This is a genomic window from Cupriavidus sp. D384, assembly GCF_001652915.1.
Classification (GTDB): domain Bacteria; phylum Pseudomonadota; class Gammaproteobacteria; order Burkholderiales; family Burkholderiaceae; genus Cupriavidus.
This window is the reverse complement of sequence record NZ_BBQI01000094.1, coordinates 19,606-38,725: the sequence shown is the minus strand read 5'-3', so window position 1 is coordinate 38,725 and position 19,120 is coordinate 19,606. Positions and strand designations below refer to the sequence as shown.

The following is a 19,120-nucleotide window of genomic DNA, read 5'->3' as shown; positions in this document are numbered from 1 at the left end:
ATGTCGCTGGCCTTCCCGCCTGTGCCGCGCACCGCGGACGGAGGGCAGGCCAGCAGAATGGCAAACAACGGGAGGTTTGCTCATGCTCCAGGTTCCTAGTCCCCCGCTGTCCGGCAATCGCGTGCTCGTCGTTGGCGTCGCCAACGAGGACTCCATTGCCTGGGGCTGCGCACGCGCATTTCACGAGATGGGCGCCGAGGTGGCGCTGACCTATCTGAACGACAAGGCCTACCCGCATGTGGCGCCGCTGGCCGAGCAGATCGCGTCGCCGATCCTGATGCCGCTGAATGTGGAAGACGACGCGCAGATGGACGCGCTGTTCGCGCGCATTGGCGAGGTCTGGGGGCGGCTCGACTCGGTCGTGCATTCGGTGGCCTTTGCGCCGAAGGCGGATCTGCAAGGCGGGCTGCTGCAATCGTCGGCCACCGGTTTTGCGCGGGCCATGGACGTATCGTGCCATTCGTTCATCCGCATGGCGCGCCGGGCCGTGCCGCTGATGGGACAGGGCGGCACGATGTTCGCGATGAGCTATGACGGCGCCAACCGCGTGGTGCCGAACTACGATCTGATGGGGCCCGTCAAGGCCGCGCTGGAGGCCACCTGCCGCTACCTGGCCTACGAGCTTGGACCCCGGGGCATCCGCGTGCATGCGATCTCGCCAGGGCCGCTCAAGACGCGTGCGGCGTCCGGGCTCAAGGATTTCGATGTCCTGCTGGCCGAGGCGGCCGGCCGTGCGCCGCTGGGCGAACTGGTCGACATCATGGATGTCGGTTTCACCACCGCGTACCTGGCCACGCCCTATGCACGTCGCGTATCGGGCAATACCGTGTACGTGGACGGTGGCGTACACATCATGGCTTGAAACGTGCGATAGCCGCATCGCCCGGCCGCCACGTGGCAAAGCGCGGCCTAGAATACATGCATCACCACTTTCCAACTGGGGAGAGGCTGTCATGCAGGTGTTGATCCGCGGGCTGCATCGTGATGTAACCGAGGAAATGCTGCGCGAAAAACTCAAGGACTACGCCAAGGTGAACTCCGTCGAGATCGTGCGCGATGGCGACGCCAACCACCCCTGGGCGTGGGTCGACCTGGCAGTCGACCCATTCACCTGCTGGCGCCTGCTGCGGCAGTTCGACAAGCAGTACTTTGCCGGCAGCGTCATGCGCTGGTACATCCCCGCCCACCAGAGCTGACGCCAGGCCCACCGCCAGTCACGCACCGGGTGCGTCTGGCGGTACCATACGCATTCCCTTCATTACATACGAGTCAGCGCATGCTCGAACTCCAGGGCGCGATCTGGTTTCGCGCCGGCAAGCAGGATTGGGGCGGCCGCGACCGCATCGCGCTGCTGGCCGCCATCGGCGAACACGGCTCGATCACGGCCGCCGCGCGCGCCGTGGGCATCAGCTACAAGGGCGCATGGGATGCCATCGACGCCATGAACAACAGCGCCGGCGAGCCACTGGTGGTACGCGCTGCCGGCGGAAAGGGCGGCGGCGGTACACGGCTTACGGAACGGGCGGGGCGGCTGATCGCCACCTACCGCGCCATGGAAGCCGAGCATGCGCGCTTCATCGCCCACCTGGAACGGGCCGGCGCGATGTCCGATGCCAATCCCGAGGATATTCACCTGATCCAACGCATGATGATCCAGACCAGTGCGCGCAACAAACTGTTCGGCCGCGTGGAGGCCGTGCGGGCCGGCGCCGTCAATGACGAAGTCACGCTGGCGCTGCCGGGCGGCCTGCGCATCGTGTCCACCATCACGCACGAGAGCGTGGAGACGCTGGGCCTGGCCCCGGGTGCCGAGGCATTCGCACTGGTCAAGGCGTCGTCCGTGCTGATCGGGCTGCCGGACCCCGCCGTGCGTCTCTCCGCACGCAACCAGTTGCCTGGTACGGTGGTCCGCCTGGTGCCCGGAGCGGTCAATGCCGAGGTGGTATTGGAACTCGATGGCGGCGGCACTGTGGCGGCCATTATCAACAACGGCGCGCTGGCCGACCTGGACCTGAAGGAAGGCGTGCGCGCGCTGGCCATCTTCAAGGCGTCCAGCGTCATCCTGGGCACGATGATCTGAGCCATGGCACGCAATGTGGAAATCAAGGCGCGTATCGACAGCGTCGACGCACTGGTGCCCCGCGCCGCGGCCATCGCCACCAAAGGCCCCGAACGGATCGAGCAGGACGACACGTTTTTCCCGTGCCCGAACGGGCGCCTCAAGCTGCGCGCCTTCGATGCAACGTCGGGCCAGCTGATCTTCTACGCGCGGCCGGACCAGATGGGGCCGAAGGAGAGCTTCTACATCCTGTCGCCCACGGCATCGCCCGACACGCTGCGCGAGGCGCTGACCGCCGCGCATGGCATCAGCGGCCGGGTGCGCAAGATGCGCACGCTGTTCCTGGTGGGGCGCACCCGCGTGCATCTGGACCGCGTGGAAGGTCTGGGCGATTTCCTGGAACTGGAAGTGGTACTGCACGACGGCGAGGCAGCCGATGCCGGCGTGGCGGAGGCCCACGCGCTGATGGCGCGGCTGGGCGTGGCGCCTGAAGCGTTGATCGAGGGCGCCTATCTGGACCTGCTTCGCCAGCAGGCCGCCTGAACGCTAGACGGCGTGAGCGCTGACGGGCGCGTAGACCGGCGGATGCCGGTGGGCGCGGCCGCTGGCGTGGATGCGGCCATCGCGGATTTCCAGCACGTGGTCGCCCAGCACCTCGACGTCCTCGGGATCGTGCGAAATCATCAGCATCGGCACATCCAGGCTTTCCTGCAGCGCCCGCAGTTCCTCGCGCATGCGCACCCGCAAGGCGGGGTCCAGTGCCGAGAACGGCTCGTCCAGCAGCAGGATATCGGGCCGGGCCACCAGCGCGCGGGCCAGCGCCACGCGCTGCTTCTGTCCGCCTGAAATCTGCGACGGATACTGGTTGACGATCTCGCGCAGGCCGAACGCGTCGACCCAGCGCGCGGCCTCGGGTGGCAGCGCGCGGCGCGCCGGGTTGCGCCAGCCCTGCCTGAGTCCGAACGCGATGTTCTGGGATACGGTCAGGTGCGGAAACAGCGCGTAGTCCTGGAACAGGTAGGCCACGCGGCGTTCCTGTGGCCGCACATCGACGCCGGTATCGCTGTCGAACAGCGTGCGGCCGTTCAGCACGATGCGCCCGCTGTCGGGCGCCATCAGGCCGGCAATGGCCCGCAGCGTCAGGCTCTTGCCTGCGCCGGACGGGCCGAACAGCGCAATGCGCCGGCTATCGGATTCGAACGAGATATCGAGCGCGAAATGACGATCTTGCGATGCCATGCGCTTGCGGACGGTGATCTGCATGCTCATGGCAATGTCATCCGGTGATGGTGTCGCGCCGGAACTTGCGGCGCTCGAACACGTTGCCGGTGCCGCGCTGCGCCGGTGGCACCAGTCGGGCCGCCACCACGAGCAGCACGATGCAGGTCACGGAGGTCACCAGCACCAGCAGGTTGGCGGTGTCGTCGTTGCCAGCCTGCACGGCCTCGTAGATGGCGACTGACAGTGTCTGCGTGCGGCCGGGCAGGTTGCCGGCCACCATCAGCGTGGCGCCGAATTCGCCCAGTGCGCGGGCAAACGCCAGCAGCACGCCGGCCACGATGCCAGGCAGCGCCATGGGCAGCGTCACGCGGAAGAAGATGGCCGATTCGGAGATGCCCAGCACACGGGCCGCATTCTCGAGCTGGTGATCGACGCCTTCGAACGCGGCGCGCGCCGACTTCAGCACCAGCGGAAAGGCCACCACGGTCGAGGCCAGCACCGCACCTTGCCAGGTGAAAACCAGTTCGATCCCAAGGTTCTCGAGCCAGGCGCCAAACACCCCACGGCGTCCCACCAGCACCAGCAGGTAGTAGCCCAGCACGGTCGGGGGCAGCACCAGCGGCAGCGTCAGGATGGCATCGACCACATCGCGCGCCCGCGAGCGCCAGCGCGCAATGGCATAAGCGGCCGCCACGCCCAGCACGGCATTGAGCAACGTGGCCCATCCCGCCACCTTGAGCGACAGCAGCAGCGGAACCCAGACAGCATCCATGACGATAACTTCAGACAGTGTTTCGGAGGTGCAAGGCTACCAGAGCAGGCCGGGCGATCCCGGCGTCAAGGCTTCTGGAAGCCGTACTTGGCCAGCGTGGCCTGGCCTTCAGGCGACAGCACGTACTGCACGAACGCGTTGGCCCGGGGTGCCTGCTTGCTCTGCGTGGTGACGGCGATGGGGTAGGTTACCGGCGTGGTGGCCGGCACGCGCGTGGCGACCTTGACCTTCTCGGGCATCACGGCGGCATCGGTGGCAAATACGAAGCCGGCATCGACTTCGCCACGTGCCACGTAGTCCAGCGCCTGGCGCACGTTCTGGGCCGGCACGCCCTTGGCCTCGACCGCGCCCCACAGGCCTTGCGATTCCAGGGCGCCCTTGGTGTAGCGGCCCACCGGTACCGACGACGGATTGCAGTAGGCGATGCGCTTGATATCGGTGCGCGTCAGGTCCTTGGGTGCGGCGATATTCAGCTTGCTGTCATGCGGCACGATCAGCACGATCGCGTTGGCCGCGAAATCCTTGCGCGTGGCGGCCTGTACCACCTTCTCGCTCTCGGCCTTGTCCATGGCGCTCTGGTCGGCCGATGCGAACACGTCGGCCGGGGCACCCTTGACGATCTGCTGCATCAGCACATCCGACGCGCCAAAGTTCAGCACCACCTTGGTATCGGGGTGGGCGCGCTCGAACTGCTCGCCCAGCTGCTTGAACGCGTTGGTCAGGCTGGCGGCGGCGGACACCACCAGGTCGGCGGCAAATGCCGACGGCGCGGCCAGGGTCAGGGCAACCAGGGCGGCGCCGGCAGCGGCACGGCGCGCAAAGGGATAGAGGCTCATGGCAGATGCGTCAGGAAAGAGTGATCGAGTGCTCGATGGTTTGCATCCGCAATATAAGCGTCTATATAACGAAGCGTCAATTGCGCAATCGGATAAGGGTCTTCAGCCAATCGGAATAGTCCTGCCGGCCCCGATCGGTCAAAAATATGACGCTTTTGTCATATGTGCGCAGATTGTCACAGTAATGACGCGATTTCGCCACTTCCCTGCCATCCCGGCTTCCGACAATCCCCGGGCTGCACCTAATACAGAAAACAACAGGGAAATCCGAGACCATGCAACTTCATCGCATCCGGGCCGCCTTGCTGGCGGCCATGGCCGTCGCCGCGCTGGCCGCCTGTGGCTCCGACGACAGCAACAGCAACGCGGGCAGCGGCAGCAACGGCGACAACAGCAACAACGGCAACGTGTCGATCCCGGCGGGCACCAAGTCCACGCTGGCGCTGCTGGAAACCACCGACCTGCACACCAATGTGCTGAGCTATGACTATTTCAAGCTCGCCGAGGACAAGTCGATCGGTTTCGAGCGCGTCGCCACGCTGATCAAGGCGGCCCGCGCCGAATTCCCGAACAGCATGCTGCTGGACAACGGCGACACCACCCAGGGCACCGCGCTGTCCGACTACCAGGCGCTGGTCAAGCCGATCGGCTGCAGCGAGACGCTGGCGATGTACAAGGTGATGAACGCGGCCGGCTTCGACGGCGGCGGCATCGGCAACCACGAATTCAACTACGGCCTGCAGTATCTGAGCCAGGTCACGGGCAACCGCTTCAATGTCGATGGCCTGCCCGATCCGTCCGCGCAGCAGACCTGCGCCGGTCCGAAGTTTCCGCAGGTGCTGGCTAACGTCTACAGCGTGAAGACGCGCCAGCCGCTGTTCCAGCCGTATGCCATCCTGAACAAGACGATCACGGCCACCGGCCCCGACGGCAAGACCGTCTCGGCGCCGATCAAGGTCGGCATCATCGGCTTTGCGCCGCCGGCCATCCTGAGCTGGGACAAGCGCTGGCTTGACGGCAAGGTCTACACCGAAGGCGTGGTCGAAACCGCGAAAAAGTACATTCCCGAAATGCGTGCCAAGGGCGCCGACCTGATTGTCGTGATCTCGCACGGCGGCCTGGACAACTCCACGTATTCGCCGACGATGGAGAACGGCAGCTACCACCTGTCGACGGTGGATGGCGTGGATGCGATGCTGATCGGCCACTCGCACCAGATCTTCCCCGACGCCACCAGCACCGTGGGCCAGTTCAACCTGCCGGGCGTCGACAAGGTCAAGGGCACGGTCAACGGCGTGCCGACCGTGATGGCGAACTACTGGGGCAAGCACCTGGGCGTGGTCAACCTGGCGCTGAACTACGACGGCAAGAAGTGGAGCGTCGACCGCGCCAACACCAAGGTGGAGGCCCGCTCGACCCAGAACGCCGACAAGACATACGTGGCCGCCGACGCCAGCGTGGCGCCCGCCATCGACACCGAGCACCAGGCCACCATCCAGTACGTGAAGACGCCGATCGGCAGCACGAACTACCGCATGACGAGCTACTTTGCCGATGTGGGCGATCCGGGCGCGATCGAGATCGTGAACCAGGCGCAGGCCAAGTATGTGAAGGACTACATCACGGCCAACCTGCCGGCGCTGGCCTCGCTGCCGGTGCTGTCGGTGTCGGCGCCGTTCAAGAGCGGCTTCGGTGGTGGCAATGACTACACCGACGTGGCGATGGGCAGCCTCGCCATCAACAACGCCGCCGACTTGTACCTGTACCCGAACACGGTCTACGCGGTGAAGGTCAATGGCGACGAACTGAAGGCGTGGCTAGAAACGGCGGCCAAGCGCTTCAACCGCATCGACCCGGCGGTGACCGCCGAGCAGCAGCTGATCAGCACGTTTCCGGGCTACAACTTCGACATGTTCACCGACACGGACATGCAGTACGAGATCGACGTCACGCAGGCCGTGGGCAGCCGCATCAAGAACCTGACCTACAAGGGCTTGCCGGTGACCGCGGCCATGGACTTCATCGTGGCGACCAACAACTATCGCGCCAGCGGCGGTGGCAACTTCCCGGGCCTGGATGGCACGAAGACGGTCTATGCGTCGCCCGACGCCAACCGCGACGTGCTGATCCAGTACGTGAAGGACATCACCAACGTGACCCGTGTTGCCAACGGCAGCGCTCGCAGCTGGCACTTCACGAAGGTGGTGACCGCCGGCGACGTGGTGTTCAGCTCGGGCGTGGGCGTGCTCGCGCAGGCAGCGGCGGGCGGCGTGGCCGGCGTGTCGCTGGTTGCGGCCGACGACGGCTCGGGCAAGAACCTGTCGAAGTACAAGATCGACCTGAACCAGTAATCCGAAAACGATGCAAGCCACTGCTACTTCCACCGCTACCGCCACTATTGCTCCTGCGCGCACCGCGTCACGACGCCTGCCGCGCATTCACCCGCTATTCGTGGCGGCAACGCTGGCCGTGACCGTGGCGGCGGCCGGCGTGGCAGGCGCTGCGGTGTGGCGGCACCAGTCCGAGACGCGCCACGCCGAGCTGTCGCAGTGGCAGTTGCTGGCGACATCGGCCGGCGATGCCGCGGCGCTGGATCAACTGCAGCAAGCCGCCAGCGCCGGCGAAACCGCCGCACGGGCCGCGCTTGGCGAAACGTTGATGTCGCGCGCCGATGCGGCCACGCGTGCCGAAGGCGAACGCTGGCTGAGCATGGCGGCAGACAGCGGCCATGTGCGCGCACAGTTCCTGCTCGGCAAGGCGGCGATGCTGGGCACGCTGGCGTCGGGCCGGGCAGACCTGCCGCTGGCCTGGCGGCAGCTTGACGCCGCTGCGAACGGTGGCGACATCGGCGCGGCCTACTATCTGGGCCTGCTGTATCGCGGCGGCCATGGCCGTACGCCTGACCCGGCCAGCGCGGCGCGCTGGTTCAAGGTGGCGGCCGACGGCGGCGTGGCGCAGTCCATGTTCATGCTGGGCAATGCCTATCGCGAAGGCGAGGGGTTGGCGCAGGACGATGCCCGCGCGGTGGCGTGGTACGAAGCGGCGGCCGAGCGCGAGCATCCGGCGTCGATCCAGACGCTGGCGATGGCTTATCGCAACGGCGAACTGGGGCTCGCGCAGGACGAACGCAACTACCGCCAGCATTTGGCCGAGGCTGCCCACGCGCTCAAGCATCCGGCGATCAATCCTTGACTGGCGCGCCACATCGCTACTGGTAGCTCATCGTGAACGTTGCCACCGCGCGCACAGTGCCAGCGGTGGCCCTGCCGCTGGAGACATACTCGACGCTCATCGGAATGAGCGTGGCTCCGCTGACCTGGCCCAGCCGCCATTGGTTGGCATTTCCCACGGCAGCCGAGTCCGGCCCGAAGTTGACGGCCGTGCCATCCTGTTTGCGAACCCGGAGCCGGACGTTCCGTGCCGTGGAGCCGTTTGCGAGCGTCAGCAGGTCTGAACGGTTGCCAGGGGTCGTGGCGTCGGTCAGCGTGATAAACACATTGGTGTTCGTGTCGCACTGCAGCCCGATGGCAAAACCTGAACTGCCGGTACTTGCCCCATTGTTCTGCAACGCGGAGGCCAACGCATCCGTCAACGCCACGGTGACGCCGGGGGTGGTCACCCTGCAGGATCGCGATGTCACGACAGTGTTACGGCCGATGCTTACGGAGCCTCGCGCCTCGCTTGTGACGCGGCGCGTCAGGTTGTAAATGCGCAGTGTGTACAGGGTGCCGATATTGATTTGACCGCTCACGTCTATTGGCCCTGTCTTGACGAGTTGGTGCGTGATCGTATACGTCCGGGAATTGGTGTACCTGGCGGGTCGGATGGTGGGTCCAATGCCCCGGCTGATGTCGTCGGGTGGAGTGCCAGGGGAAACCTGCGACAAGGTAATGCCATCTGCGGAATTCCTCGCGCGTATGCCAATGCCTGGAATGTTGGTCTGCCAAACGCCTCGTACAGCCCTCGACACAGTCCGGGTGGGGTAGACCACGGCGCGAAATCCGCGCCCATTGCTGGGCGGACACCTGACCGTGACGCTAACCGTCCGTGAATTGCTGATCACCGTGCCAATGGGAGCGTCGCGCGCTGTATCGATCTGGCCGAACGAAAGTACCGACGGCTGGCTCTGGATGGAGCAAAACTGCTGGGCCCGGGCGCCCGGCGAAATCCAGAGCAGCAGGCTGGACACGAGCCAGACCAGCAGCGTTCTTGCGCCAGGCTTTCCATACGAGATGCCGGTTGAAAGCAATGTGGCGATGATCCCTCGCTTGCATCGCTCGATGGGCGCAGGGGATGCGCAGGTGGCGGACGACAGCTGGTTCATGACCTCTCCTTTTCGTCAGGCTGGCACACCGATCGGATTTGCGGATAGGACGTTTCATCGCCTGACCGTTGCGGCAAGCGATAGTCGATGACGCAGCGCTGGTCGTCGCGCTTGCCCCACGTCACCGTCAGGCGCCCGGCTTCCTCGATGCCCCGGGCGAAGATGATGCCGCTCTGGCCGACGATGCCGATCTCGCCGTTCCTGTCGTCCGAGACCGTGGCGCCAAATGGCAGCGCCCGGTCACCGGGCCTGGCGGCGGAGACGATGGCAGAGCGGCCCGTGATGGCGGCAAACTTGATCTTGACAGCCGCATTTGCGCGCGGCGCCACCTGGGTACTTGTCGTGTTCAGCGACACGTCCAGCGGTAGCCCCTTGGGGTCCAGCTCGACCGTATTCATGTGGTACGGCTGCAGGTAGGGAATGATGGCGTAACCGAACGGGTCGATTCTCACCCCCGGCGCGTTGACGACGTGCGCCCCGGTGGCGCCCTTGGCCTCCACGATGCCGATGGTGTCGCCCAGGAAGTTCGCTAGCGTGAGTCCGCCCGGGTGGGCCACGAGCGCGCCCTGCAGTCCCGCCGAATACTGGGTGTAGCCGCCGCCTCCGCTCGCGGAAGCCGATACCGTGGTGAATGGCGTGCGGTACTGGGCGTTGCCGCCGCCCGTTGTGGCGTGCGGCGTACGGTCGACGTTCAACCCGTACGTGACGGCGTTGTCTTGCAGCGCGGTACCAGCCAGCCGCAGTTGTTCCGAGAAGTTGTCGTTGTTGTCGCGCGTCGCGCCAAGCGACAGCAATGGCGCTTGCGTGCCCTTGCCCAGCGGCACCGCCAGATATGCGGACACCTGCGTGCTGAAGCGCCCGGTATGCGCCTCGCGCTGGCGCGACGCCGCAATGTTGTAGGTCATCGGCAGGCCCAGCACCCGCATCGTGTTGCTGTAGCCGAGCTGGAACATCAGCGCCGTCCCGCTACGGTTCCAGTACTCGGCCGACGTGCCGGTCAGGTAGACGTTGCCCCAGCGCTCGCCCAGACTCTGATTCACGGTCAGCTGCAACTGGCTGCGCTGCCGGTCGACCGCAGCGGCGTTGCCGCTGCTGGAACGTGCCGCGAACGCGTCTCGCATCGACCAGTACCCGCGCGTGGCGTAGCGGTAGGCCGCGATGGTCATGTTGGTCGTGGTGGAAGGCAGGAACTTGCTGTAGCTGAGGCGCACGCTCTGGCCGCTGCTATTGTCAACGTCCGGTATCGAGGCGCGCGCATGGGTGGCATCCAGAGCAAAGGCGCCGATGGGCAGGTTGAATGCCGCGCCAACCAGCGCCGCCTGATAGCCTTCGGAGACCACCAGGCCGGCATAGCCCGTGACCAGGTTGCTCAAGCCGTGCTGCACCGTCCCCTGAACAACCTTTTCCCGGTTCGAGGCCAGCTTTGCGCCGTTGCGGTACTCGCCCGCCGTGGCCGAATAGCGGGTGGTGCCAGGCCGGAGCAGTTGCACCACGGACGCGTAGGGCACGGTAAAGCTGCTTTGACTGCCGTCGGCCTCCGTCACGGTCACCAGCAGGTTGCCGCCGTAGCCTGTGGCATAGAGATCGTTGATCTCGAACGGGCCGGGGGCTACCGTCGTTTCATAGAGTTTGTTGCCGTCCTGCGTGACCGTCACGCGCGCGTTCGACCGCGCGACACCGCGCACCAGCGGTGCGTAGCCGCGCGAGGAATCCGGCCGCATGCGATCGTCGCTGGCCAGGTTCACGCCACGCACGGCGTAGCTGTCGAAGACGGCGCCGTCCGTATAGGCGTCGCCGAAGGTGAGCTGGCTGCGCCACGAGGAAATGTCGCGCTGCACATAGGTGGCGATGTTCTGGTAGTCGTACTGTGTTGTGCCGACCGATTGCCAGCTCATCGACGACCGCTGCCTGAAATGCCAGGGCCCGGCGTTCAGGCCGGTGTCGAGACCCAGGAAAGTGGAGGTGCCCGCGCCAGCGCCGGTCGAGTGAAACGTATTGAGGTTGTAGGAAATCGTCGCCGAAGGGACCCCATCATCCAGCAGTTCGGGGCTGACGCTCCCGCGCGGCGTACGGCGCAGCAATGCCTGCGCCACGCTGAAATCCACCCGCAGGTCGTTCAGGTCCAATGACCAGCCGATATCTTCCGAAATGGTGGAAGGATGGGTGCATTCTCCGCTGACCGCCCGTGCTATCGCGCTGCGGCTGGCGGGCGGCAATGCCCGTTCGTCAAGGTTCAGCCTGGCGATCAGCGTCGGATCTAGGCACGGCGCCACGATATCGTTCTGCGACTGGAAGCGTATCGTGTCGCGCCCGATCCAGGCGCCGTTCAGATAGATGTCTACCGGATAGTTGCCCGGTGTGATGGGATTGCCCGTTGCGAAACGGCTGACGTCGACACTGGTGCCATCCGGACGCTGCAGGAACAGCGCGTTGAATTCGACTGTTGCCACAGTCGCGGCCTTGCCGGCTTCTTCCGCAAACGCGGCGGCCGGCAATGTCGTGGCCAGCACCCAATGTGCCGTCAGGACGCGCGATGCGCGTGGTTTCCGGTTCCGCATCTTCATCGGTCTTGCGCCGTCCCCGCTGGCCTGGATTCGTGGACGCCGTCGGCGCCGGCGCCAAAGTCATTGAGAGTGCGGTAGTGCACCCGGTCGGGCTCCCCGGCATCGACCGGGGTATCGGCAATCGGGAAGTCGACCGTCGCGCCGGGGCCGACCATTGCGCCAGCGTCATTGCCGTAGACGTTTCCCCGGACGGTGGCGTCGACCTTGATGTAGGTGATGTGGTACGGCGTCGGGTTCGATGCGGTGAGTACCTGCTGGCCATTGCTCGTGCGCCCCAGGCGCCAGGTGACCTTCAGGGGGGCGCTATCCGCGTCGCCAGCCAGCCCGGTGGGGCGGAAGAACAGCTTGATGCGCGTGCGGAACGCAAATTGAAGTGAGTTTGGCCGGTCGGCGTCGCCGGATGCGATCGGTGGCACTTCCAGGACGTTGAGCCAGAACAGCGATTCGCGGTCACCGGGCAGCGGCGAGGGCAGATGAATGATGCGCAGGGTCTGGCCCTTGGCCGGGTCCAGCCTGAACAACGGCGGGGTCAGCGTGAACGGCGCCTTCGCCTCTTCTGGCGCGGCATCGGGATTTCCGTCGTCGATCCAGGCTTGCACCAGCGTCGGTGACTCGCCTTCGTTGGTCAGCTTGAGGGTAACTTCCCGTTCCGATTCCGGATAGATCACCCGGGTGCCGGTCAGCACGACCGAGGCAAGGGTACCGGGCGCGACCATTGCCAGGAGTAGGGCAGCCACGGCTGCGCGGCTGCGAGGAATCTTGAACATATGGACGGTTGGCGTGGACGACGGTTCGGGACCGGATGGGAAGGAAGCACCGGCATGGGGACATGCCGGCGGACAGGCCGGATGCGTCCGGACTTACGGGTAGACGACCGAGTACGTTGCCGTCGTGGAGAATGTGCCGGCGGTGGCCGCACCGCCTGTGGCAACGTACTGGGCGTAGTACTGCAGCGTGGCGCTGCCGGCGGCAAGGGCGACCTGCTGTGAGTTCTGCGACGCGAACGCCGAGCCCAGTGCGACGTCGGTCATATTGGCGTTCAGCACGCCGATCTGCACGTTCCCGGCGGGTACGACGGCGGGTCTGTTACCGGAGCCGGTCACGGCGGTTACCGTGTTCCTCAGGCGACCGGTCGCCGTATCGATGGTGCCGCCCGGCTCGAAGTAGATCGAGACGTTGCCGGTGTTGGGTGCACAGCCGGTGAGCCGGAAGGTGAACGGCGTGCGGCCGGCGACGTTGCCCGCCGTTGCCAGCGCCGACGTGGAGATTGTCGGTAGCGCCACCGTGAAGTTGTTGTTGCCGCCGTTGCCGGAGATGGTGCAGGTCTGCGTGGTTAGCCGGCCCGTGAACGTGATGGTGCCATCGGCCGCGAATGCCGTCTGGCTTGCTGCAGCAACTGCCAGGGATGCGGCAAGGATTGTGGTTCGAAAGTGTTTCACTGTTAGCCTCATGTCATGGTTCTGGGTTGATGTTTGTCAGGGTAGATCAGGTCATCCGGCCTGAATCAGGGCGCACCGGACGATGCGCGCATGCAAACGCGACGATGAGGGGCAACAGCGGGCGTGTCTGACCCTGCATGCGGACACGCGATGGCGCGCATCGCCGTTCCTGACAGAGGCAGATACTATTTACTGGAATTTTTTTATTAAATCGTTGATTTACGAAATATTCGAGATAGATTGGCGTCGTTTGGGAATATTCCCATGTTATTTTTGCGCGGAACGTGCAGCGTATATGCGTGGATTGCTGGATAATGCAGAAATAACGATGAAAGAAATTCGAATTAATTTCGGATACTTCCTATCGAATAAAATGCAGCCCTTATGTCTTCCGCCTTGTGTTCCGGCGGCGGCCGGAGCGATGCGATGGGGCGCCTGAGGTATTCTTGCGCCGTGCCCCCACCCAGGACATGCCATGAAGACCATCTACCTCGCCGGTTTCGACGTATTTCGCAAGGATGCGCTCGCCTGGGGCGAGCATCTGAAGGCGCTTTGCGCCCGGCATGGCTTCGAGGGCTGCTATCCGCTCGACAAGGCTGCGCCGACGGGGTTGTCGGGGCCGGACACGGCACAGTGGATCTATGAAGCCAATATCGCACTGATCCGGCGCGCCGATCTGGTGATGGCCAATCTCGACGATTTTCGCGGCCCCGGCGAGCCCGACAGCGGCACGGCATTCGAGGTCGGCTTCGCCGTGGCGCTGCAGAAACCGGTGTGGGGCTACGCGGCCGATGCCGGAACGCTGCTTGACCGCGTGCGCGTCACCACCGACGACGATGGCGATGCGCGCGATGCCAACGACTATGTGGTCGAGAACTTCGGCCTGCCAATGAACCTGATGCTGGCCTGCAGCGTGCGGCTGGTGAAGGGCGATGCCGAGGCGTGCCTGGCAGAGATGGCCGAGGCCGACCGGCGCCGTGCCGCACGCCGGGCGCAGGCACAGGCCGACGGCGGCCCCGAGGACTGAAGGTCCGCCGCTTAGCGGGCGGGTGACGTGGGGGAGGCGGAAGAAGCGGCCGCACCGCCCTGCACGCGCAGCGATTGCACGCCGGCCGCGATATCCGATGCCGTGGCGGCCACGATCTGGCGATAGGCGCCGACCACGCCGTCAACCTGGCCCGGTGCGGGCAGGTCGGCCTCGGTGCGGCCGCTCAGCACGCGGCCATCGGGCAGGCGGCGCACCGTCCACGCGATCGAAGCGCCCGCGCGCTGGCCCGGATCGGCATCCAGCCGTACCACTTCGGTGGTGATGCGATACACCGGCGTTACGTCCGAGATTCCTTGCTGGTAGGTGTCCACGGCGCCAAGGTTGCCCTGCAGTTGCTGCGACAGCGCATCGCGCAGCTCGTCGGGCAACGGCGACGACCAGCGCGACTGGTCGAGCAGCTTCACACTGCCGGTCTTGCCATCGATCACCACCAGTTGGGCGCGATTCAGGCGCTCGGGGACCCGCACCGGCGAGACCTCGATCCAGAGCGGCTGCGTGGAGGGGGCGATACCCGGCGCGGCGTTGCTGGCCGTTGCCGTGGCGCCGGTCGCCAGCGTGTAGTAGCGCGGCTCGGGCGAGGCGCACCCGCCCAGCCACGCCAGGCCCACCAGCGTTGCGCAAAGTGTCAGCGAACGTTTCATCATTTGTCCTCCGTCTTGCCGCGCAGCAGCGCCTCGGGGTGGCGTTCCAGATAATCGGTCAGCGCGCGCAGCGACACCGCCGTGCGCGTCAGCTCCTGCATCATGCGCCGCGTGTCCTGCTGCAACGGCGCATCCGACGCCAGCGTGCCATTGGCGGCCGTCAGCGTCCGGCGTGCATCCTGCAGCGCGGCCACCACTTGCGGCGCCACGTCGCCATTGAGCTGGGCCACGAGCTTGTCGGCCGTCTCCAGCATCTTGTTCATCGACACGATGACCGTGCGCGCATCCTGTCCGATCTGCTCGAACGGCACCTTGTCGATCTTGTTGACGATGTCGCCCAGCTTGGCCTGCAGTTCGTCGAACGTGCCCGGCGTGGTCGGGAACTCCGGCATCGGGGCGTCCAGGTCGATGTCCCTGGCCGGCGGCGCCTTCGGGAAGAAGTCGAGCGCCACGTAGAGCTGGCCCGTCAGCAGGTTGCCGGTACGCAGCTGCGCGCGCATGCCACGCTTGACCAGTGCCTGCACGATGGTGCGCTTGCGGGCCTCGTCGGCCACGTCGCGTTCGCGGAAGCCCATGCGCGACGGATAGAGCTCCACCACCACCGGCATGCGGAACGCCTTCTTGTCGCGCTGGTATTCGATGCCGATGGAGCGCACCTGGCCCACGATCACGCCGCGGAAGTCCACCGGCGCGCCCGGCGACAACCCGCGCACGGACTGGTCGAAGTTCAGCACGGCCAGCGTGGGCGCCAGTTCCTCGGGCTCCTTCATCGCCTCGGCCTGGTCCGAGGCCAGCAGGTACTGGGTGTTCTCGGCCGCGGCCTCGTGGGCGCTGGTGTTCTCGGGCGCCTGGAACGCCACGCCGCCCAGCAGCACCGTGACCAGCGACTGCGTGGACAGTTTCAGGCCGCCGGCATCGAGCTTCAGGTCCACGCCGCTGGCGTGCCAGAAGCGCGTATCGGCGGTCACGAGCTTGTCGTAGGGCTTGTTGACGAACACGCGCAGCGTGATGTCGCGCCCATTCGGCTCCAGCTGGTAGGCCACCACCTGGCCGACCGGCACGCGCCGGTAGTAGACCGGCGAGCCGATGTCCAGCGACCCCAGATCCTGCGCACGCAGCACGAACTGCCGGCCCGAGGCATCGGCGGTGACCACCGGCGGCACTTCCAGGCCGGTGAAGCTGCGCCTGCCCTCGGTGGACTTGCCGGCATCCACGCCGATATAGGCGCCCGACAACAGCGTCTCCAGCCCCGACACGCCGCTGGTGGCAAAACGCGGCCGCACCACCCAGAAGCGGGTGTCCTTGACGGCGAAGTTCTCGGCGTCCTTGGTCAGCTCGATCGAAGCCAGTACATGCGACCTGTCGGACGCCAGCCGTACCGACTTGACCAGCCCGATGTCCACGTCCTTGTAGCGCACGGCGGTCTTGCCCGGCGTGAGGCCCTCGGCCGTGCGGAACGTGACCGTGATGTCGGGGCCGCGCGAAGTCAGTGTGTTGACCAGCAGCGAGATGCCCACCACGGCGGCCACGATCGGGATCAGCCAGACCAGGGATGGCAGCCAGCGGGCGCGGCGTTTGCGCGCGGGCTGGGGTACGCCGGGCGATGGGGTGGGGGTATCAGGATCGGGCATTGTCGGATTCCGGCAATTTCGAGGGGGCGTCCGTGTCGAACGAATCCCACAGCAGGCGCGGGTCGAAGGACAGCGACGCCAGCATGGTCAGGACGACGACGGAGGCAAAGGCCAGCGCTCCGCCCCCGGGAATGATGGTGGCGAGCGCGCCGGCACGAACCAGCGCGGCCAGCAGCGCCACCACGAAGATATCGAGCATCGACCACCGGCCGATGACTTCGACCAGGGCGTAGAGCCGGGTCTGCTGCCGGATGCGCCACGTCGACTTGAAATATACCGACGACAACAGCAGCGTCAGGATCAGCATCTTCAGCAGCGGCACGATGATGCTGGCGATCAGCACCACGCCGGCCAGCATGTGCGAGCCGGACAGCCACAGGTAGATCACGCCGGACATGATGGTGTCGCGCTGCGTGCCCAGGATCGATTCGGTCACCATCACCGGCAGCAGGTTGGCCGGGATGTACAGGATGAATGCAGACAGCAGGAAGGCCCAGGTACGGGCCAGGCTGGCCGGCTTGCGCCGATGGAGCGTGGCGCCGCAGCGCGGGCAGGGCTCGCCGTCGAGCGTGATCGGGCTGACCAGGTCGCAGGCGTGGCACGACAGCAGGCCGCGCGATGTTGCCGTGGGCACCTGTGCCAGCGGCGTGCGTTCGTCGTCGTCGGTCAGTTCGGCCACCACGTCGGCGGCCATGCGGCGCGAACGCGCCAGCTGCTCGCGCGCCTGCGCGGTGCGTGACGGACGTGGCGCGGTCATCGGGCGTCCTCCCGGGGCGGGGCCTCGTCGGCACCGGACGGTTCCAGGTAGTGCCACAGATCGCGCGGATCGAACGACAGCATCGCGGCCAGCACCACCACCAGCGCGCCGAACGACCACAGCGCCACGCCGGGAATCACCTGGGCCATGGTCGACAGCTTCACCACGGTCACCAGCACGCCGATCATGAAGACCTCGATCATGCCCCACGGCCGCGTCTGCCGGATGCCGCGCACGATGCGGTCGAAGCCTGCCGGCATGCGATGGCGCGCCATCGGCACCAGCAGGTAGCACATCATCAGCATCTCGGAGAGCGGGAACAGGATCGTGGTGCCGAACACCAGCAGCGCCACCAGCGTCATGTGGTCGCTGTGCAGCGCCTGCACGGCGCCCCAGAGCGTGGTCTCGGTGCGCACGCCCTTCAGGTCCATCTCGACGATCGGGTACGTGTTCGATACCAGGAACAGGATCAGCGCCGTGACCACCAGCGGCAGCAGGCGCCGGTAGGCACCGCTGCTCTCGCGATACAGCACGCCGCCGCAGCGCAGGCACGTGGCGCGTTCGCCCGGCGCCAGCGCGGTGCGCTCGTAGAGCGCGTCGCAATACTCGCAGGCCACAAGCCGGTGCAGGTCCTGCGCCGGGTCTTGTGGCGAAGCGTGCGAATGGCCGGTCATGCGTCCGGAGTCAGTTGCGAGGGCGGCGCCGGGGTCACGTCGGTCACGCCGGGCCGTTCCTGCGAGCCGATGGTCCAGTCGCGCAGCAGCGCGTAGGCCACGGCGAGCACCGTCGGGCCCAGAAAGACGCCCAGGAAGCCAAAGGCCAGCGCGCCGCCGAGCACGCCCATCATGATCCAGATCAGTGGCAGGCCCGTGCCCTTGCTGATCAGCAGCGGCTTGATGACGTTGTCGGCCATGCCCACGACGACGGCGCCCCACACCACCATGAAGATGGCCCAGCCCGTTTCGCCGCCGTGATAGAGCCACAGCGCGGCCGGAATCCACACCAGCGGCGGGCCCATGGGCACCACCGACAGGAAGAACGTGATCAGGCCCAGGATGGCCGCGCCGGGCACGCCCGCGATCCAGAAACCGATGGCGGCCAGCACGGCCTGCACGAACGCGGTACCCAGCACGCCGTAGACCACGCCCTTGATGGTGCCGCCGGCCAGCGCCATCAGGTGGTCTGCGCGCTCGCCGGCCACCCGGCGCATGCCGCCGCGCAGCCAGTCCACGGCCAGTTCGCCGCCGGTGTAGAAGAAGAATGCCAGGATGATCGACAGCGCCAGCTGGCCCAGGCCGCCGCCGATGGACAACCCTGCGCCCAGCACCGCGTGGCCAATCGGTGCGATCAGCTTGCGCAGGTTGGCCACCATTTCGGAGTCGGCGTGGATGAGCTGGTCGTAGCTCGACTGCAGCTGCGGACCCACATAGGGCAGGCTGCTGAGCCATTCGGGCAGTTGCGGGAGGCCGCGTTCGGCATAGCGGTTGACCAGGCCGGTCAGTTCGTCGATATGGGCCGAGAAGCTGGCACCGGCGTAGACAAACGGGCCCAGCACGATGATCGTGGCGATCAGCACGCAGATCAGCGCGGCCAGCCCGCGGCGGTTGCCCAGCCAGCGCGTGAGCACGGTATAGGGGTACCACGAGCTGTAGGCCAGGATCGCCCCCCAGACCAGCGCGGTGGCAAACGGGGCCAGTACCAGCAGCGAACCGCCGATCAGGGCGATCAGCGCAAAGACAGCGGCAAGCTTTTCAATCAGTTGTCCGGAGCTCATCGTTGCACGCCCATCCGGCGTCCATGTTGCGAGAACGCCGTAAGCATAGCGGAA

The 19,120-nt window shown here is 66.1% G+C and carries 19 protein-coding genes; 7 read left to right on the top strand and 12 right to left on the bottom strand.

Features of this window, described 5'->3' with window-relative positions; translation table 11 throughout:
• Positions 1-82 precede the first annotated feature (82 nt).
• The 4 genes from fabI (at position 83) to A9J21_RS22305 (ending at position 2,602) form a co-directional block, all read left to right on the top strand.
• On the top strand, positions 83-862 hold the full coding sequence (gene fabI / locus A9J21_RS22320; RefSeq protein WP_066739351.1) for an enoyl-ACP reductase FabI: 780 nt from the start codon (positions 83-85) through the stop codon (positions 860-862).
• A 91-nt stretch (positions 863-953) separates the two neighbouring features.
• A complete protein-coding gene (locus tag A9J21_RS22315; protein ID WP_066739350.1) occupies positions 954-1,196 on the top strand; it encodes an RNA-binding protein in 243 nt (80 codons plus the stop codon).
• A gap of 80 nt (positions 1,197-1,276) precedes the next feature.
• Complete coding sequence (locus tag A9J21_RS22310; protein ID WP_066739349.1) at positions 1,277-2,080, top strand: TOBE domain-containing protein; 804 nt, start codon at positions 1,277-1,279, stop codon at positions 2,078-2,080.
• 3 nt (positions 2,081-2,083) lie between these two features.
• Positions 2,084-2,602 carry a class IV adenylate cyclase gene (locus tag A9J21_RS22305; protein ID WP_066739348.1) on the top strand — a complete coding sequence of 173 codons (519 nt, stop codon included), beginning with the start codon at positions 2,084-2,086 and terminating at the stop codon, positions 2,600-2,602.
• 3 nt (positions 2,603-2,605) lie between these two features.
• On the opposite strand, the gene A9J21_RS22300 is transcribed toward A9J21_RS22305, so the two are convergent.
• The 3 genes from A9J21_RS22300 to modA all read right to left on the bottom strand — a co-directional run bounded on the left by A9J21_RS22300 (position 2,606) and on the right by modA (position 4,888).
• A complete protein-coding gene (locus A9J21_RS22300) occupies positions 2,606-3,328 on the bottom strand; it encodes a sulfate/molybdate ABC transporter ATP-binding protein (protein ID WP_066739347.1) in 723 nt (240 codons plus the stop codon).
• Between the two features lie 7 nt (positions 3,329-3,335).
• Positions 3,336-4,052 carry a molybdate ABC transporter permease subunit gene (modB, locus tag A9J21_RS22295; RefSeq protein WP_066739346.1) on the bottom strand — a complete coding sequence of 239 codons (717 nt, stop codon included), beginning with the start codon at positions 4,050-4,052 and terminating at the stop codon, positions 3,336-3,338.
• Between the two features lie 65 nt (positions 4,053-4,117).
• Positions 4,118-4,888: a molybdate ABC transporter substrate-binding protein gene (gene modA, locus A9J21_RS22290; RefSeq protein WP_066739345.1), complete on the bottom strand. Its 771-nt coding sequence runs from the start codon at positions 4,886-4,888 to the stop codon at positions 4,118-4,120.
• Between the two features lie 275 nt (positions 4,889-5,163).
• Here modA and A9J21_RS22285 point away from each other — a divergent pair, with 275 nt between their 5' ends.
• Complete coding sequence (locus A9J21_RS22285) at positions 5,164-7,239, top strand: bifunctional 2',3'-cyclic-nucleotide 2'-phosphodiesterase/3'-nucleotidase (protein WP_066739344.1); 2,076 nt, start codon at positions 5,164-5,166, stop codon at positions 7,237-7,239.
• A 10-nt stretch (positions 7,240-7,249) separates the two neighbouring features.
• Positions 7,250-8,080 carry a tetratricopeptide repeat protein gene (locus A9J21_RS22280; protein ID WP_066739343.1) on the top strand — a complete coding sequence of 277 codons (831 nt, stop codon included), beginning with the start codon at positions 7,250-7,252 and terminating at the stop codon, positions 8,078-8,080.
• Positions 8,081-8,096: 16 nt separating this feature from the next.
• Here A9J21_RS22280 and A9J21_RS22275 read toward each other — a convergent pair whose 3' ends face one another.
• The 4 genes from A9J21_RS22275 to A9J21_RS22260 all read right to left on the bottom strand — a co-directional run bounded on the left by A9J21_RS22275 (position 8,097) and on the right by A9J21_RS22260 (position 13,215).
• On the bottom strand, positions 8,097-9,212 hold the full coding sequence (locus A9J21_RS22275) for a fimbrial protein (RefSeq protein WP_066739342.1): 1,116 nt from the start codon (positions 9,210-9,212) through the stop codon (positions 8,097-8,099).
• The gene (locus tag A9J21_RS22270) at positions 9,209-11,776 is read right to left on the bottom strand and encodes a fimbria/pilus outer membrane usher protein (protein ID WP_066739341.1); all 2,568 of its coding nucleotides are present in this window, start codon (positions 11,774-11,776) and stop codon (positions 9,209-9,211) included. The genes A9J21_RS22275 and A9J21_RS22270 overlap by 4 nt, the downstream gene beginning before the upstream one ends.
• On the bottom strand, positions 11,773-12,543 hold the full coding sequence (locus tag A9J21_RS22265) for a molecular chaperone (protein WP_066739340.1): 771 nt from the start codon (positions 12,541-12,543) through the stop codon (positions 11,773-11,775). The genes A9J21_RS22270 and A9J21_RS22265 overlap by 4 nt, the downstream gene beginning before the upstream one ends.
• A 93-nt stretch (positions 12,544-12,636) precedes the next feature.
• Positions 12,637-13,215, bottom strand: coding sequence for a fimbrial protein (locus tag A9J21_RS22260; protein ID WP_231907010.1), 579 nt, complete (start codon positions 13,213-13,215; stop codon positions 12,637-12,639).
• Between the two features lie 475 nt (positions 13,216-13,690).
• Here A9J21_RS22260 and A9J21_RS22255 point away from each other — a divergent pair, with 475 nt between their 5' ends.
• The gene (locus A9J21_RS22255) at positions 13,691-14,242 is read left to right on the top strand and encodes a nucleoside 2-deoxyribosyltransferase (protein ID WP_066739338.1); all 552 of its coding nucleotides are present in this window, start codon (positions 13,691-13,693) and stop codon (positions 14,240-14,242) included.
• Between the two features lie 11 nt (positions 14,243-14,253).
• Here A9J21_RS22255 and A9J21_RS22250 read toward each other — a convergent pair whose 3' ends face one another.
• From A9J21_RS22250 to A9J21_RS22230, 5 genes are read right to left on the bottom strand one after another with little or no spacing between them, the layout of a single operon-like run.
• Positions 14,254-14,907 carry a membrane integrity-associated transporter subunit PqiC gene (locus A9J21_RS22250; protein ID WP_066739337.1) on the bottom strand — a complete coding sequence of 218 codons (654 nt, stop codon included), beginning with the start codon at positions 14,905-14,907 and terminating at the stop codon, positions 14,254-14,256.
• Entirely contained in the window at positions 14,904-16,535 is a 1,632-nt protein-coding gene (locus A9J21_RS22245; protein ID WP_066739336.1) for an intermembrane transport protein PqiB, read from the bottom strand. The genes A9J21_RS22250 and A9J21_RS22245 overlap by 4 nt, the downstream gene beginning before the upstream one ends.
• On the bottom strand, positions 16,522-17,292 hold the full coding sequence (locus A9J21_RS22240) for a paraquat-inducible protein A (RefSeq protein ID WP_066739335.1): 771 nt from the start codon (positions 17,290-17,292) through the stop codon (positions 16,522-16,524). The genes A9J21_RS22245 and A9J21_RS22240 overlap by 14 nt, the downstream gene beginning before the upstream one ends.
• Positions 17,289-17,966 carry a paraquat-inducible protein A gene (locus A9J21_RS22235; RefSeq protein WP_066739334.1) on the bottom strand — a complete coding sequence of 226 codons (678 nt, stop codon included), beginning with the start codon at positions 17,964-17,966 and terminating at the stop codon, positions 17,289-17,291. The genes A9J21_RS22240 and A9J21_RS22235 overlap by 4 nt, the downstream gene beginning before the upstream one ends.
• Positions 17,963-19,066: an AI-2E family transporter gene (locus tag A9J21_RS22230; RefSeq protein WP_066739333.1), complete on the bottom strand. Its 1,104-nt coding sequence runs from the start codon at positions 19,064-19,066 to the stop codon at positions 17,963-17,965. The genes A9J21_RS22235 and A9J21_RS22230 overlap by 4 nt, the downstream gene beginning before the upstream one ends.
• Positions 19,067-19,120: the final 54 nt, after the last annotated feature.

Bases quoted from the DNA above. Each gene is read 5' to 3' on its own strand.
- A9J21_RS22265 (WP_066739340.1), bottom strand. From the start codon at position 12,543: ATGTTCAAGATTCCTCGCAGCCGCGCAGCCGTGGCTGCCCTACTCCTG.
- modA (WP_066739345.1), bottom strand. From the start codon at position 4,888: ATGAGCCTCTATCCCTTTGCGCGCCGTGCCGCTGCCGGCGCCGCCCTG.
- A9J21_RS22275 (WP_066739342.1), bottom strand. From the start codon at position 9,212: ATGAACCAGCTGTCGTCCGCCACCTGCGCATCCCCTGCGCCCATCGAG.
- A9J21_RS22280 (WP_066739343.1), top strand. From the start codon at position 7,250: ATGCAAGCCACTGCTACTTCCACCGCTACCGCCACTATTGCTCCTGCG.
- A9J21_RS22240 (WP_066739335.1), bottom strand. From the start codon at position 17,292: ATGACCGCGCCACGTCCGTCACGCACCGCGCAGGCGCGCGAGCAGCTG.
- A9J21_RS22270 (WP_066739341.1), bottom strand. From the start codon at position 11,776: ATGAAGATGCGGAACCGGAAACCACGCGCATCGCGCGTCCTGACGGCA.
- A9J21_RS22245 (WP_066739336.1), bottom strand. From the start codon at position 16,535: ATGCCCGATCCTGATACCCCCACCCCATCGCCCGGCGTACCCCAGCCC.
- A9J21_RS22310 (WP_066739349.1), top strand. From the start codon at position 1,277: ATGCTCGAACTCCAGGGCGCGATCTGGTTTCGCGCCGGCAAGCAGGAT.
- A9J21_RS22235 (WP_066739334.1), bottom strand. From the start codon at position 17,966: ATGACCGGCCATTCGCACGCTTCGCCACAAGACCCGGCGCAGGACCTG.
- A9J21_RS22315 (WP_066739350.1), top strand. From the start codon at position 954: ATGCAGGTGTTGATCCGCGGGCTGCATCGTGATGTAACCGAGGAAATG.
- A9J21_RS22255 (WP_066739338.1), top strand. From the start codon at position 13,691: ATGAAGACCATCTACCTCGCCGGTTTCGACGTATTTCGCAAGGATGCG.
- A9J21_RS22285 (WP_066739344.1), top strand. From the start codon at position 5,164: ATGCAACTTCATCGCATCCGGGCCGCCTTGCTGGCGGCCATGGCCGTC.
- A9J21_RS22250 (WP_066739337.1), bottom strand. From the start codon at position 14,907: ATGATGAAACGTTCGCTGACACTTTGCGCAACGCTGGTGGGCCTGGCG.
- fabI (WP_066739351.1), top strand. From the start codon at position 83: ATGCTCCAGGTTCCTAGTCCCCCGCTGTCCGGCAATCGCGTGCTCGTC.
- A9J21_RS22300 (WP_066739347.1), bottom strand. From the start codon at position 3,328: ATGAGCATGCAGATCACCGTCCGCAAGCGCATGGCATCGCAAGATCGT.
- A9J21_RS22305 (WP_066739348.1), top strand. From the start codon at position 2,084: ATGGCACGCAATGTGGAAATCAAGGCGCGTATCGACAGCGTCGACGCA.
- modB (WP_066739346.1), bottom strand. From the start codon at position 4,052: ATGGATGCTGTCTGGGTTCCGCTGCTGCTGTCGCTCAAGGTGGCGGGA.
- A9J21_RS22230 (WP_066739333.1), bottom strand. From the start codon at position 19,066: ATGAGCTCCGGACAACTGATTGAAAAGCTTGCCGCTGTCTTTGCGCTG.